This is a genomic window from Amnibacterium sp. (genome assembly GCF_036559085.1).
In the GTDB taxonomy this organism is placed as follows: Bacteria; Actinomycetota; Actinomycetes; order Actinomycetales; family Microbacteriaceae; genus Amnibacterium.
This window is the reverse complement of the sequence record NZ_DATBTU010000076.1, coordinates 1-13,910: the sequence shown is the minus strand read 5'-3', so window position 1 is coordinate 13,910 and position 13,910 is coordinate 1. Positions and strand designations below refer to the sequence as shown.

15 protein-coding genes are annotated in these 13,910 nt (G+C 72.5%); 8 read left to right on the top strand and 7 right to left on the bottom strand.

The features are described 5' to 3' along the window. Position 1: 1 nt before the first annotated feature. The 8 genes from VIG76_RS14505 to VIG76_RS14470 all read left to right on the top strand — a co-directional run bounded on the left by VIG76_RS14505 (position 2) and on the right by VIG76_RS14470 (position 7,345). A complete protein-coding gene (locus VIG76_RS14505; RefSeq protein ID WP_331955415.1) occupies positions 2 to 304 on the top strand; it encodes a flagellar biosynthetic protein FliQ in 303 nt (100 codons plus the stop codon). 2 nt (positions 305 to 306) lie between these two features. Continuing rightward, positions 307 to 1,065, top strand: a complete 759-nt coding sequence (locus VIG76_RS14500) for a flagellar biosynthetic protein FliR (protein ID WP_331955413.1) — start codon at positions 307 to 309, stop codon at positions 1,063 to 1,065. Beyond that, the gene (locus tag VIG76_RS14495) at positions 1,066 to 2,142 is read left to right on the top strand and encodes an EscU/YscU/HrcU family type III secretion system export apparatus switch protein (protein WP_331955411.1); all 1,077 of its coding nucleotides are present in this window, start codon (positions 1,066 to 1,068) and stop codon (positions 2,140 to 2,142) included. It abuts the gene before it with no gap. 117 nt (positions 2,143 to 2,259) lie between these two features. After that, positions 2,260 to 3,075, top strand: a complete 816-nt coding sequence (locus VIG76_RS14490) for a dienelactone hydrolase family protein (protein ID WP_331955409.1) — start codon at positions 2,260 to 2,262, stop codon at positions 3,073 to 3,075. A 105-nt stretch (positions 3,076 to 3,180) separates the two neighbouring features. Next, the gene (locus VIG76_RS14485) at positions 3,181 to 3,585 is read left to right on the top strand and encodes a hypothetical protein (protein WP_331955407.1); all 405 of its coding nucleotides are present in this window, start codon (positions 3,181 to 3,183) and stop codon (positions 3,583 to 3,585) included. Between the two features lie 228 nt (positions 3,586 to 3,813). After that, the gene (locus VIG76_RS14480) at positions 3,814 to 5,811 is read left to right on the top strand and encodes a flagellar biosynthesis protein FlhA (RefSeq protein WP_331955458.1); all 1,998 of its coding nucleotides are present in this window, start codon (positions 3,814 to 3,816) and stop codon (positions 5,809 to 5,811) included. Further along, positions 5,786 to 6,907 carry a hypothetical protein gene (locus VIG76_RS14475; protein ID WP_331955405.1) on the top strand — a complete coding sequence of 374 codons (1,122 nt, stop codon included), beginning with the start codon at positions 5,786 to 5,788 and terminating at the stop codon, positions 6,905 to 6,907. The genes VIG76_RS14480 and VIG76_RS14475 overlap by 26 nt, the downstream gene beginning before the upstream one ends. Positions 6,908 to 6,952: 45 nt before the next feature. Then, positions 6,953 to 7,345 (top strand): carbon storage regulator, encoded by a 393-nt coding sequence (locus VIG76_RS14470; protein WP_331955403.1) that lies wholly within the window; start codon positions 6,953 to 6,955, stop codon positions 7,343 to 7,345. 132 nt (positions 7,346 to 7,477) lie between these two features. On the opposite strand, the gene VIG76_RS14465 is transcribed toward VIG76_RS14470, so the two are convergent. The 7 genes from VIG76_RS14465 to VIG76_RS14435 form a co-directional block, all read right to left on the bottom strand. After that, a complete protein-coding gene (locus VIG76_RS14465; RefSeq protein WP_331955401.1) occupies positions 7,478 to 8,353 on the bottom strand; it encodes a type II secretion system F family protein in 876 nt (291 codons plus the stop codon). A gap of 13 nt (positions 8,354 to 8,366) precedes the next feature. After that, entirely contained in the window at positions 8,367 to 9,305 is a 939-nt protein-coding gene (locus VIG76_RS14460) for a type II secretion system F family protein (protein ID WP_331955398.1), read from the bottom strand. After that, positions 9,293 to 10,693 (bottom strand): TadA family conjugal transfer-associated ATPase, encoded by a 1,401-nt coding sequence (locus VIG76_RS14455; protein WP_331955396.1) that lies wholly within the window; start codon positions 10,691 to 10,693, stop codon positions 9,293 to 9,295. The genes VIG76_RS14460 and VIG76_RS14455 overlap by 13 nt, the downstream gene beginning before the upstream one ends. Beyond that, positions 10,690 to 11,877: a CpaE/TadZ family protein gene (locus VIG76_RS14450; RefSeq protein ID WP_331955394.1), complete on the bottom strand. Its 1,188-nt coding sequence runs from the start codon at positions 11,875 to 11,877 to the stop codon at positions 10,690 to 10,692. The genes VIG76_RS14455 and VIG76_RS14450 overlap by 4 nt, the downstream gene beginning before the upstream one ends. Continuing rightward, positions 11,874 to 12,599, bottom strand: coding sequence for a Flp pilus assembly protein CpaB (cpaB, locus tag VIG76_RS14445; protein ID WP_331955392.1), 726 nt, complete (start codon positions 12,597 to 12,599; stop codon positions 11,874 to 11,876). Before cpaB ends, VIG76_RS14450 begins: the two co-directional genes overlap by 4 nt. 8 nt (positions 12,600 to 12,607) lie before the next feature. Further along, entirely contained in the window at positions 12,608 to 13,654 is a 1,047-nt protein-coding gene (locus VIG76_RS14440; RefSeq protein ID WP_331955390.1) for a pilus assembly protein TadG-related protein, read from the bottom strand. Positions 13,655 to 13,729: 75 nt separating this feature from the next. Further along, positions 13,730 to 13,910: Flp family type IVb pilin (locus VIG76_RS14435; RefSeq protein WP_414640654.1), on the bottom strand; the 181-nt coding region annotated here is incomplete at its 5' end.

Below are 13,910 nucleotides of genomic sequence, written 5' to 3'. Positions count from 1 at the left end.
CGTGACCCAGAACCAGGTCATCGACCTCGCCCTGCACGCGCTGCTGCTCGCCGGCGAGCTGGCCGCGCCGCTGCTCATCACGTCGCTCGTCGTCGGCTTCGCGATCTCCGTGTTCCAGTCGATCACGCAGATCCAGGAGCCCACGCTCTCGTTCGTGCCGAAGGCCGTCGCCGTCGCCATCGCGCTGCTCGTCTGCGGGCACTGGATGATCTCGGAGGCGGTCAGCTTCACACAGGGCCTGTTCGCCCTCATCCCCACCTACACGGGCAGCACCGGCGGCACCGGCACGACCGGCACCGGCTGAGCATGAACCTCACCCTCGACATGGCGTTCCTCGAGGCCGCCATGCTCGCGGGGGTCCGGATCGTCGCCTTCCTGATCCTCGCGCCGCCGTTCTCGTTCTCGGGCATCCCGCTGCGGATCAAGGGGATGCTCGCCGTCGCGCTCTCCCTGCTCGTCGCCCCGCAGGCCGCGACCGGCATCCGCGGGGAGCTCGACACCGGCACCTTCCTGCTCGCCATCGTCAGCCAGCTGATCATCGGTGGCCTGCTCGGGTTCCTCTGCGCCATGGTCTTCGCCGCGGTGCAGTCCGCGGGCAACCTCGTCGACCTCTTCGCCGGGTTCCAGCTGTCGCAGGCGTTCGATCCGCAGATGAACGTGAACGGCGCGCAGCTCACCCGGCTCATGCAGATGACCGCGCTCGGACTGCTCTTCGTCAGCGGTGGCGCGGAGCTCATCCTGAACGGCCTGTTCCGCACCTTCACGGCGCTGCCCGTGACCGGCCTCTTCGACGTCTCGACCGGCGACAAGCTGCTTCCGGGCCTCGGGCAGCTGTTCATCGCGTCGGCGCAGATCGCCGGCCCGATCGTGGTCGTGCTGTTCCTCGCGGACGTGGGCCTCGGCCTGCTCACCCGGGTGGCGCCGGCGCTGAACGCGTTCCAGCTCGGCTTCCCGCTGAAGATCCTGATCACGCTGCTCGCCGGCGGGGTGCTGTTCCTCGCGCTGCCCCGCGTGGTCGCGACGCTGACCGACGACATGATCGGCCTCATGGGCGGGGTGCACTAGATGAGCGACACCTCCGCGGAGCGCACCGAGAAGGCCACCCCGAAGCGGATGCAGGAGGTGCTCCGAGAGGGCAAGCTCGCCACCTCCCGCGACATGACCGCCTGGGTCTCGATGGGCGGCGCGGCCCTGGTGCTGCCTGTGGTCGTCAACTCCGCGGCGGCAGCGCTCGACGACCTCGTGCTGAGCCTGCGCGGCGTGATCATGACGCCCGACGTCACGTCCGCCCAGCGCTACTTCGACGGCGCCCTCGGCCGCATCCCCGCCATCCTCGCCCCGCTGCTCGCCGCCGCGGTGGTGGGCGCGATCGTCGGGGCGCTGCTGCAGGGTGGCATCCACTTCAAGCGGTTCAAGCCCTCGGGCAAGCAGTTCAACCTGGTCGCCGGCGTCGCCCGGATGGTGGGCAAGCAGGCGCTGTGGGAGGGCGCGAAGGCGCTGCTGAAGACCGGGGTGCTCGGCATCGCCGTGTTCGCGGGCATCCAGGGCATCATCCCGCTGCTCGGGTCGTCCGGGGCGCTGCCGCTCATGGCCCTCGTCGGGATCGGCGCGGGCGTCATCACGACGGTGCTCCAGGCGGCGATCCTCGCCGGCATCGGCCTCGCCGCCGTCGACCTCTTCGTCGTGATGCGGCGCAACCGCAAGCACACCCGGATGACCCGGCAGGAGATCAAGGACGAGGCGAAGACCACCGACGGCGACCCGCTCGTGCGGCAGCAGCGCCGGTCCCGGGCGCTCGCGATCTCCCGCAACCGGATGATCGCGGCGGTCGCGAGCGCGGACGTCGTGCTGCTGAACCCCACACACGTCGCGGTCGCGCTGAAGTACGAGCCGGGCAAGTCGGCCCCACGCGTGGTGGCGAAGGGTGCCGGCGCGATCGCCGCGAAGATCCGCGAGCGGGCCGCCGACGCCCGGGTGCCGATGGTCCACGACATCCCGCTGGCCCGCGCGCTGCACGCGGCGTGCGAGGTGGGGCAGGAGATCCCCGAGGACCTCTACACCGCCGTCGCCCGGGTGCTCGCGTTCGTCATGGCGCTGAAGCGCCGCGGCGCCGCCCTCGGCGTGCACCGCATGGCCGGCTGACCCGGCCTTCACTAGAGGACCCCAGCAGGCTGCCGCTGTCTGGGGGCGGCGATCAGCGCATCCTGGTATCAACGGGGGAGCAGGGCCGCCGGGCGGCGACCCGACGAGGAGGACGCCATGGGCCGCATGATCACCCTCGAGGCCGACGGGCCGTTCGACGCCTACGTCGTCGAGCCCGAAGGCGCGCAGCCGCCGCGGGGCGGCCTCGTCGTCATCCACGAGATCTGGGGCCTCGTCGACCACATCAAGGACGTCGCCGACCGTTTCGCCCGCGAGGGCTACGTCGTGATCGCGCCCGACCTGCTGAGCCGGGTGGGAGTTCATCCGCAGCTCGGGCAGCAGCTGCAGGAGATCATGTTCAGCCCCGACGAGCGCGTGCGCATCGAGGGGCAGCCGCGGCTCCGCACCGCGTTCGCCCCGACGCACGCGCCCATGTTCGCCGCCTGGGCGATCACGGCGCTCCGCGGCGCGCTCGACTGGCTGGAGCAGCAGCCGGGCGTCGGCAACCAGGTGGCGGTCACCGGCTTCTGCTTCGGTGGCACCTACTCCTTCGCGCTCGCGTCGGAGGACCCGCGGGTCCGCGCCGTCGTCCCGTTCTACGGCGCCCCGCCCGAGGTGACCGAGGTCGACAAGATCACCGCGCCGATCCTGGCGTTCTACGGCGACCTCGACGAGCGGCTCATCACGTCCCTGCCGGACGTGCAGCAGGAGATGAAGCGCGGCGGCATCGACTTCACCTCGCACGTCTACGCCGGCGTCGGCCACGCCTTCTTCAACGACACGAGCCCGCGCACCTACGACGCGGCTGCGGCAGCGGATGCCTGGACCCGGACGCTCGGGTTCCTCGGCCGGGCCATCGGGTCGCCGGGCACCGCCGTCCCGACCCGCGCGAACGAGGTCGGGACCGTCTCGACGCCGCCGACCACGACCTGACACCAGGGATCGCGCCGTTCCGGAGTTCCTGAGCGACACGCCGCCCGCGTGGCTCCGCGTACGGCGTGGCGCGCGGTTTCTCCGGAACCGCGCGATGATCGGGCCGTGCGTACCTCGACGGCCCCGGCCGCGGCACTGCTCGCGCTCGCGCTCGCGCTCCTCGGGCCGGCGCTCGCCGGATGCACGCCGACGGCGCCCCGCCTGCCGCCCGGCTTCCCGTCGACCGTACCCGTGCTCGGGGGCGACGTGATCGCGTCGAAGCACGAGTACGGCGAGTGGTACGTCTGGGTGCGCTCGGCCCATCCGCTCGAGGCGTACAGGACCGCCCGCGCCCTGCTGCTGAAGGCCGGATACGACGAGACGGCGAACGACGAGACCGCCGGCGGCAGCACCGGCCAGTTCTGCTCGCCGAAGTGGTGCTCGAACCTCACCGGGTACCACGATCCGCGCTACGGCGACTCGGTCTCCTACGAGGTCTTCGCGACCACCGGGTTCAACGCCGTCCACTGAGCCGCGTGGCAACCCCGAACAGGGGGCCCGACGCCGCAGGATGAGCCCGGGATCGTGCGCCTTCCGGCGACGGTCCCGCGTTTCGAGCACGGCGGAGCCGGGCGAGCGGGCGGTCCTCCGGCGGAGCCGGATCGGGGATCCCCGGCCTCGAGGAGCAACGTGCGACGACTGCAGCTGGGCAGGACGGCCGCCGCGATCGCGGTGCCGATCGGCGTGGTGGCGATCATCATGCTGCTCGTCGTCCCCGTGCCCTCCTGGCTGCTCGACCTGCTGATCACCGTCAACATCCTCTTCGCGCTCGTGATCCTGCTCACGACGATGTTCGCGAAGCGCCCCCTCGACTTCTCCGTCTTCCCGTCGCTGCTGCTCATCGCGACGCTGTTCCGCCTCGGCCTCAACGTGGCATCGACCCGCCTCGTGCTCGGCCAGGGCTACGCCGGCGAGGTCATCCACGCCTTCGGGCAGGTCGCCGTGGGCGGCTCGCTCATCATCGGCGCGGTCATCTTCCTGATCCTCGTCGTCATCCAGTTCGTGGTCGTCACGAAGGGCGCCGAGCGCGTCGCCGAGGTCGGCGCCCGCTTCACCCTCGACGCGATGCCCGGCAAGCAGATGGCGATCGATGCCGACCTGAACTCCGGCCTCATCACCGAGGACGAGGCCCGCCGCCGCCGCGCGGACGTCGCTGCGGAGGCGGACTTCTACGGCGCGATGGACGGCGCGAGCAAGTTCGTCAAGGGCGACGCGATCGCCGGCATCGTGATCGTGCTCATCAACATCGTCGGCGGCATCGGTATGGGCGTGCTCATGCACGGCCAGCAGATCAACGACGCGCTGAACACGTACACACTGCTCACCATCGGGGACGGCCTCACCGCGCAGATCCCCGCGCTGCTCATGGCCGTCTCGACGGGCATGATCGTCACCCGCTCGAACGCGGAGGCGGACCTCGGGCAGACGGCCGGCGCCCAGCTCGCCCAGTCCCGCACCGCGCTGATGATCGCCGGCGTCGCCGCCTGCGCGATGGCGCTCATCCCGGGCATGCCGATGATCCCGTTCCTGCTCGTCGGGATCGTCCTCATCGTCGTCTCGCGGCGGATCGCGCGCGCCGAGCAGCGGAAGGCGGCCGCCGCGCTCGTCGCGACGACCGCGGGGGAGAGCACCGGATCCGCGGACTCGCCCGAGGAGCTCATGGAGCAGATGCGGGTGCACGCCCTCGAGGTGCAGCTCTCCGCGGACCTCGTCGACCTCGTCTCGGGCGTCAGCGACGACCTGCTCGCCCGCGTGAAGTCCCTCCGCCGGCGGATCGCGATGGAGTACGGCGTGGTCGTGCCGCCCGTGCGCACCCGCGACAGCGTCGACCTGCCGCCCTCGACCTACGTGCTCCGCGTCGCCGGGGTCGAGATGGGCCGGGGAATCGCACCCGTCGGCAAGGTGCTCGCGATCGGCGACCAGCTCGACGCGCTGCCCGGCACCCCGACGATCGAGCCGGTGTTCGGGCTCGCCGGCAAGTGGATCCCCGCGGAGATGCGGCACTCGGCCGAGATCACCGGCGCGACGGTCATCGACCGTGGCTCGGTGCTGGTCACCCACCTCTCGAACGTGATCACGAGCAACGCCGCCCGCCTGCTGTCGCGCGAGGACGTCCGCGTGCTCACCGAGGGCGTGAAGCGCGTGAGCCCCGCGGTCGTCGAGGAGCTCATCCCGAACCTGCTCACCCTCGCCGAGGTGCACCGCGTGCTCCAGGGCCTGCTGCAGGAACGGGTGCCGATCAACGACCTGCCCCGCATCTACGAGGCGCTCACGCTGCGCGCTCGGGTGTCGACGGATCCGGAGGGCCTGGTCGAGGCCGCCCGCGCCGCGCTCGGGCCGGTGGTCGTCTCCGCCCACCTCGAGGACCGCACCCTGCGGGTGATCATGATCGACCCCGTCCTCGAGCAGACGATGCTCGAGCAGCTGCGCCCGAGCGAGATCGGCTCACAGGTGCTGCTCGACCCCAACCGGCTCGGCCAGGTGGTCGACTCGCTGCGCGCCGCCGTCGCGCAGGCCGAGGCCCGCGGATGGGCGCCGGTGCTCGTGTGCGCGCCCGCGCTCCGGGCCGCCGTGCGCCGCCTCGTCGCGCCGCAGACGAACGGCCTGCCCGTGCTGTCCTACCAGGAGGTGACGTCCTCGGACGTCACCATCGAGACCGTTGGAGTGGTTCGTGCCCTCGATCCGATTTCGGCTTGACAAGCCGACCCTGACCGGGCTGGCGGAGCAGGTGCGCCGGGACTACGGTCCCGACGCCCGCATCGTCGCCACCCAGGAGTCGGTCGTCGGTGGTCTCGGCGGCCTGTTCGGCCGCAAGGTCGTCGATGTGACGGTCGACCTGCCCGACGCCGCGCACCTCGAGGGGTCGCACCAGTTCGACATGCCGACCCGGGTGGGCCTCGCAGCGCTGCTCGAGGATGCGGACAGCCAGGACTTCGGCGCGGCCACGGGAGATCCGTTCGAGGACGTGCTGCGCCCGGGTGCATCCGCCGGCCGCGAGCCGGCCGTCTCCACGCAGGGCCACGACTTCGCGTCGATGCTCGACGCGCTCCGGATCGACGTCGAGCCGGCTGGCGCGTCGGGCGGGGGCACACCCGCCCGGCCGCTGCCGATGTCGGACGCGCGGCGGCCGAGCTGGGCGACGGCGCCCGTCGTGGTGCCCCGCACCCCGAAGCCCGCGCCGCAGCCCACCGCCCCTGGCGTGCTGACGCTCGCGCCGCCCCGCGTCGCGCCGGTCCGGGAGCAGACCGACGCCGCGATCGCCGAGCAGATCGTCTGGGCGACGCCCCGGCCGCGCTCCCGGACCGGTCGCTTCGTGCCCGGCGCCCCGCCGCCCCAGCGCACCCGCGCCGGCGACCTCCTGCTGCTCGTCGGCCTCGGCGACGACGCCGTCCGGGTCGCGAACTCGGTGCGCGACCGGATGCAGCGCGGCTACGTGTGCGACGGCGGCTCGGTCGAGGGCAACACCCGCCGCCGCGTCGACGACCGCCGCGGCGCCCTCGCCGCCCGCGCGTACGGCGTGCGCAGCGAGCAGCCCGTGATCGTCGCCTACGGGATCGGCGACGGCGACCTCGCGGATCCCCGCTACGACGGCCTGCTGTCGATCGACGGCGACCAGGCGTGGCTCGTCGTCGATGCGACCCGGCGGCCCGAGCACACGCTCGTCTGGACCGGTGCGCTGCGCGGTCGTCTGCAGGTCGACGCGGTCGCGAGCGTGCGGGCCCGGTCGGCGGGCGCGCCGCACGCCCTGCCGGAGCTCGGCCTGCCGGAGGCGTGGACCGACCTCGCCGGATAGCGCGGGCCTCCCGGCTCCGCGGGGCCGGAGGCATAGTGTGGTCCCGTGCTCGTACTGACCCGCAAGAAGGGCGAGCGGGTCCTGATCGGGGACGACATCGTCGTGACCCTGATCGACATCCGCGGCGACGGGGTGCGCATCGGCTTCGACGCGCCGCGTGGTGTGCCGATCCAGCGCGCCGAGGTGGTCGTCGCGGTGACCGAGGCGAACACCGAGGCGGCAGCGACCAGCGCGTCCACGGCGGAGACGCTCGTCGGACTGCTCCGCGGCGTGCGGCATCCCGCACCCGAGCCGGCGGACCCCGCGGCGACCGACGTACCCGCCGAGCCCGCGACTCCGGATGCGCCCGCAGCGCCGACCGCACCGCCGGCACCACCGGCCACGATCCGCGGGCAGCGCCGCCCCCACCCGAAGCCCGGCCCGCGCCCCAACCTCTGATCCGCGCGCCCGCATCCGTGGCCATCCGCCGTTCTCAGGATCCGCGGCCCGTATTCAGGACGCTCGAGCACTGAGCGCGGCGTGTCCGCCGCGATCTCCTGAATGCGTCGGATGCGCGACGGGCTGGACGGCTCAGAGGTAGTTCGTGACCACCGAGATGATCGTGGGCCCGAGCACCGCGATGAAGAGCACCGGCAGGATGAAGAGCATCAGCGGGAAGAGCACCTTCACCGGGATCTGCATGGCCTTCTCCTCGGCCCGTTGACGGCGCTTGGTGCGCATCTCCTTCGCCTGCGTGCGGAGCACCGTGCTGACCGAGATGCCGTAGATGTCGGCCTGCACGACCGCGCGCACGAAGGCGCGGAGGTCGGGCACATCGGTCCGCGCCGCGAGCGCCTTGTATGCGTCGCGCCGCGCCATCCCGACCCGCATGTCCTGCAGGGTGCGCACGAGCTCCTCCGCGAGCGGCCCCTTGCCGTTCTTGCCGGCGCGCGCCATCGCGGACTCGAAGCCGAGGCCCGCCTCGACCGCGATGAGCATCTGGTCGAGCGTGTCGGGCAGCTCCAGCGCGATGGCGGCCTGCCGCTCGATGCCGCGGCTGTAGATCAGCAGGTCGGGCACGAAGTAGGCGGTGACCACGACGGCGAGCACCATCACGACGATGACGCCGTTGCTCGTGCTGGAGAGCACCATCAGGCCGAAGACCGCGGCGACGATCGCGAGGGCGGGCTTCGCCAGCAGCACGCGGCTGAGCGGCCACGACGCCGGCCGCCCGGCGAGCGCGAGCAGCTTGTCGAGCTTGCTCCGGTTCGCGGGCAGCACGAGCAGGGAGCCGAGCGAGCCCGGGTCGCGCACGATGCGGGCGGATGCGGCCTCCGCGTCGAGCCCGAGGAGCAGGTTGTTGCGCACGTCGCGGCGCCCGGAGGCGTCGCCGGGCACGGCGCTCCACGCGAGCAGCGGCAGCGCGACACCGACCGCCAGCACGGCGATCAGGACGGTCAACGGCACGGTTCCCTCCCTCTCAGAACTTGAAGCTGACGATCTTCTTGAGCCAGAGGGCGCCGATCGTGATCAGCACGGCCGCGCCCGCCATCATCGCCCAGCCCATCGGGTACTCGACGAACTTCGCCACGTAGTCGCGGCTCGTGAGGAAGAGGATGCCGAGCACGACGAACGGCAGCGCGAGCAGGATGTAGGCGGACATCTTGCCCTCGGCGGACAGCGCGGCGACCTGGCGCCGGATCTGCCCGCGCTCGCGGATGGTGTGGCCCACCTCGTCGAGCACGCCGGCGAGGTCGCCGCCCACCTCGCGGTGGATGGCGATCGCCTGGGCGACCCAGCCGAAGTCCTCGTTCCGCATCCGCTCGGCGGACTGGTCGAGCGCGTCGTTGAGGTCGCGCCCGAGCCGGGTCTCGTTGACGATGCGGGCGAACTCCTCCGATGTCGGCGCCTCCGCCTCGCGGGAGACGGCGTCGACGGCCCTGAGCAGGCTGTGGCCGGCACGCATGCTGCCGGCGAGCAGCCCGAGGGTGTCGTCGAGCTGGTTCGCGAACACCTTGCGCCGCCGGGCGGCCTTGCGGCCGATGAGCAGGCGGGCGCCGATCGCCCCGGCGGCGACGCCGAGCAGCACCCCGAAGATCCCGAGGAGCAGCGCCAGCACGGCGCCGAGGCCGAGCGACGCGCCTGCGGCGATCAGCACGAAGCGTGCCGGCGTGAGGTGCATGCCGGCGGCTTCGAGTGCGACCACCAGCCGCTGGTCCCAGCCGCGTCGGCCGAGCGCGTCGCCGACGAGCTCGTCGAGTGCGGACCCTTGGCGGGTGAGCGCGGCGGCGGTCGCCTCGCCGGGTCGGCGGCGGTCCTTCGGCAGGCGCGGGCGGCGCGGCGCGAGCACCCCGAAGAGGGTGACGCCGACAGCGGCGAGCACGAGCGCGACGGCGAGGCCGAGCATCAGCGGCCCCACCGATCGGGCGTCTCGAAGATCGACGCCGGCACGCTGATGCCGAGCTCCTCGAAGCGGTCGACGAAGCGCGGGCGCACGCCCGTGGAGACCGGCTTGCCGAGGAAGCGGCCGTCGGCGTCGACACCGGCGGAGTAGTCGAAGACGAAGGCGTCCTGCATGGTGACGATCTCGCCCTCCATGCCCTGCACCTCCGTGATGTGGGTGACGCGACGGGTGCCGTCGCGGAGGCGCGTCAGCTGCACGACCACGTCGATCGCGGAGGCGATCTGCTCCCGGATGGCGCGGAGCGGCAGGTCCATCCCGGCCATCAGCACGAGGGTCTCGAGCCGCGCGATCGCGTCGCGGGGCGCGTTGGCGTGCACCGTGGACAGCGATCCGTCGTGACCGGTGTTCATCGCCTGGAGCATGTCCAGCGCCTCACCGCCACGGCACTCCCCGACGACGATGCGGTCGGGGCGCATGCGGAGCGAGTTCTTCACGAGGTCGCGGATGGTGATCTCGCCGCGGCCCTCGATGTTCGGAGGCCGGCTCTCGAGTCGCACCACGTGGGACTGCTGCAGCTGCAGCTCGACCGCGTCCTCGATGGTGATGATCCGCTCGCCCTCCGGGATGAATGAGGAGAGCACGTTCAGCAGCGTCGTCTTGCCGGTACCGGTCCCTCCGGAGACGAGGATGTTCAGGTGCGCTGCGACGCAGGCCTCGAGCAGCTGCGCCATCTCGGGCGAGAGGGAGCCGAAGCGCACGAGGTCGTCGACCGTCAGCGGGTCGGCCGAGAACTTCCGGATCGTGAGGGTGGACCCGGAGACCGCGAGCGGCGGGATGACCGCGTTCACGCGGGATCCGTCCTCGAGTCGCGCGTCCACGAGGGGCGAGGACTCGTCGATGCGGCGGCCGACGCGGGAGACGATCTTCTCGATCACCCGGCGCAGCTGCTCCTCCGAGCGGAAGCGCGAGGTCGTGAGGGTCAGCTTGCCGGCGCGCTCGACGAAGATCATGTCGGGACCGTTGACCATGATCTCGCTGACCGACGGGTCGTCGAGCAGCGGCTGCAGCGGCCCGTAGCCGAGCACGTCGTCGCTGATCTCGCGGACCAGCCGGTGCCGCTCCTCGTTGCTGAGCGGCACGCGCTCCGCCTCGACGATCTCCGTGAGCGCCTCACGGGCGTACGTGAGGAGGTCGTTCTCGGTGAGGTTCGGGTCGTTCATCCGGCTGCCGAGGCGCTCGAAGAGCGTCTCGCCGACCCGGGACTTCAGCGTGAGCAGCCCGTCCTGCACGGGCTCGGGCCGCGGAGTCACGACCGGCTTGAGGGTCGGCACCGGCACGGCGACGGGCGCCGCCTCGGGCAGCACGGGTTCGGGGGCGCGGCCGAGCCGCTCGGAGAGCTTCACGGGGCCACCGCCCGCTTGTGGGCGCCCTTGCCGCCGCCGACGGGCACGGGCTCGAAGCGGCCGGCGAGCGCGCGCAGCGCCTTGGCCGCACGGCTGCGGCTCTTCTCCTGCAGCACCGGCACACCGCGGTTCGTGCCGTAGGCGACGTCGCGGGAGCGGGGGATGACCACGTCCACCGGACGCTTGATGGTCGCCTCGATGTCCCGGATGGAGAGCCCGGTGCCGCGGTCGGCGAGGTTCACGGCGATGCTCCGGCGCCCGGTGCCGAGGCCGAGCCGGTCGATGACGTCGATCTCCTCGCGGAGGCCGCGGACGCTCGGGACGTCCATCGTGCAGATGAGCACCATCTCGGTCGCGTGCTCGAGCGCCGCGAGCGCGTGCTCGCCGAGCCCGGGCGCGGTGTCGACGATCACGTACTGGAACTCGCGCGCGAGCTGCTGGAGCACCCGGCCGACGTCCTCGCCGCTGATGCGGTCCGCCTCCGCGGGGTCGGTCGGCGCGCACAGCGCATAGATCGAGCTGTGGTGCACGGAGAGGAAGGTCTTCAGCACCATCGAGTCGAGGCCGGCTGCACCACCGACGGCGTCGGCGAGCGAGTGCTCGGGCTCGAGCCGGAGGGCGCTCGCGACGTCGCCGAACTGCGCGTCGAGGTCGACGAGCACGGTCGACATCGGGGCGACGCGGCCGAGCGCGACGGCGATGTTCGTCGCGAGCGTCGTCTTGCCGACGCCGCCCTTCGGCGAGGCGACGACGATGATCCGGCCCTCCTGGGCCGGCGAGACTGCCGACGGGTCCTTCCGGCGCCCCGCGGCGGCGGCCAGCGCCCGCTCGAGCAGCACGCGGATGGAGTCGGGGTCGGCGGCGGGGTCGAGCAGGTCGCGCACGCCGGCCCGCATGGCGGCGAGGGCGAGCTCGGGGTCGACCGCGCCGACGAGCACGACCGCGATCGCGGGGTGCTGCACGTCGAACGCCGCGGCGAGGCGCAGTGCCTCATCGGCCGGGATGCCCGGGCCGAGGAGCACGAGCTCCGTCGGCTCCGAGCCCGGCGTCAGCAGGGCGGCGGGACCGTCGGGAGCCGACGAGGTGCGGACGACGCGCAGGCGGCCGGTGAGGCCGCCGGTGACGGCGCGGGTGACCCGGAGCTCGAACTCCGTGTCGGCGGTGACGAGGACGAAGCGGCTCACTTGAGCACATCCGATCGGGTGACCTGGGGAAGGGCGTTGACGACGGAGCCGGTCGGCTCGCTGGAGAGCCAGATCGTGCCGTTCTGGGCGGTGAAGATGATGCGCTGCACGTCGGCGGCGGGCCGGGCGAGCGTGACGAGCTCCGTGCCGGACGGGGCGGCCTGGCCGCCCGTGGCGCCGGCGGCGACGGGTGCCGGGGCGCCCTGCACGTCGGTGACGAGCACCTCCTGGAAGACCAGCTGGGTGACGGCCTGCGCCCCTGGGGAGCCGGGGAAGGAGAAGTAGACGGCGACCCTCTCGCCCGGCTGGATCTTGCCGCCGACGATGTGGTCGGGGGCCAGCTGCACGGTGACCTCCTGCATTCCGGCGGGCACGGCGAGCGCGCCCGTCTTCTGCACGGCGGAGGCCTGGACGAGGCGGCTGCTCAGCAGCTGCTCGCCGGGCACGAGGTCGACCGAGGTGACCTTGCCCTTCACCTTGGAGAGATCGGTCAGCGCGCCGGTGGCGAGCGCGGCCGACGGGACCGCCTTCGGCTTCACGCTGAGCGCCAGCTTGTCGACCGGGGTGCCGGCCGGCACGGGCTCGTCCACGACGAGCACGGATGTGGTGCGGATGCCGGCGAGGGCGCGGGCGTCCGCTCCCTGCACGTAGCCGTTGATGAGCACGGCGCCGAGCACGGCGAGCACCAGCGCGGTGAGCGCGGCGAGGAGTCGGGTCTTCATGTCGGGTCCTAGTTGGTGAGCGCGACGACGGTCGCGTAGCCCGGGTTGGTGGCGCCCATGGTGAAGGCGTCATCGAGGGTGGTGAAGCCGAGGAACTTGCCGATCAGGCCGTTGCGGTTCGGCGGGATCCTCAGGCTGCTGTCGCCGGTGGTGTTCACGTTCGTGCTCGGGAATCCCCAGCCGAGCAGTTGGAATCCGGCCCATCCGGCGATGTGGAAGCTGCCGTTCGCCCCGTTCCCGGCGGTGCTGTCGAAGACGGGCAGCAGAACGGTCTTGCCGAGGTACTGATTGAGTACGGTCCCGCAGTTCGACGGGAGGCTCCGACCCGGCTTGCTGCTCGCCGTGTACGACGAGCCGCTCACGACGGAGGCGAGGTTGCAGGTGCCGCTCGGGTCGTCGAGCCAGCCGAACCCGCCGGGGAGCAGCAGGCCGTTGTGCGAGTCGGTGCACCCGCCCGAGGTGTCGGTGACGCCCTTCTCCAGCAGGTCTTCGGCGGTGCCCTGCGGCTTGGCGGTGAAGACGCAGCTCGCGAAGGCGATCGGCAGCACGGCGGGCCCGGATGCGACCGAGCCCCACGACGCGGTGGCGGATGCGGTGACGTCCTTACTCATGATGCCGAGCGCGGCGGCGAAGCTCGTCGGTACCGTCTTGCCGAGGGTGACGGTCGCTCGGCCACCGGAGACGGTGACCGAGCGGACGTCCGCCGCGCCGGCGAGGGTGTTGCTGCTCGCGAGGGTCTGGGCGGTCGTGGCCGGCGAGGTGCAGGCGGTGGCGGTCGCGCTGCCGGCGCAGGCCTGGGCGATCGCGATCGCTGCGGCATCCGCGCCGTTCTGCAGCTGACCGCGCTCGGAGAGGAGCGAGCCCACGTCGACGGCGAGGGCGGCGGCGCCCATGAGGGCGACCATGGCGACGGCCACCACCACGGCGACGGCGCCGCCGTCACGATCCTCACGCGGAGCGCGGCCGCGACGCCGTCCGCTGCCGTCCGAGGGCAGGACGGAACCCGGCAGCACGCTGGCGATCGCCGGGGCGATCGCGTCGGTGTGCTTCCTCATGGTGGTCCTCCTCCTTCGGACGGGAACGGCGCGGATGCGTCTCGGGCGGCTGCCCGCGCATCCGCGCCGTCCGGGTCAGCCTGCGGGCAGGGTGTCCGTGACGGACTGGAACATGGTGGCGAGCTTCGGGCCGAGCAGGAGCAGGGCGGCGACGATGGCGACGGCGATGAGGCCGACGAGCAGGCCGTACTCGACGGCGGTGGCGCCGTCGTCCTCGCTGGTCACGCGGTCGTAGCCGGTGACGAGCAGGGTCTGG

Coding starts and splice junctions, on each gene's coding strand:
- VIG76_RS14500 (WP_331955413.1), top strand. CDS start 307: ATGAACCTCACCCTCGACATGGCGTTCCTCGAGGCCGCCATGCTCGCG.
- VIG76_RS14495 (WP_331955411.1), top strand. CDS start 1,066: ATGAGCGACACCTCCGCGGAGCGCACCGAGAAGGCCACCCCGAAGCGG.
- VIG76_RS14490 (WP_331955409.1), top strand. CDS start 2,260: ATGGGCCGCATGATCACCCTCGAGGCCGACGGGCCGTTCGACGCCTAC.
- VIG76_RS14480 (WP_331955458.1), top strand. CDS start 3,814: ATGCTGCTCGTCGTCCCCGTGCCCTCCTGGCTGCTCGACCTGCTGATC.
- cpaB (WP_331955392.1), bottom strand. CDS start 12,599: ATGAAGACCCGACTCCTCGCCGCGCTCACCGCGCTGGTGCTCGCCGTG.
- VIG76_RS14440 (WP_331955390.1), bottom strand. CDS start 13,654: ATGAGGAAGCACACCGACGCGATCGCCCCGGCGATCGCCAGCGTGCTG.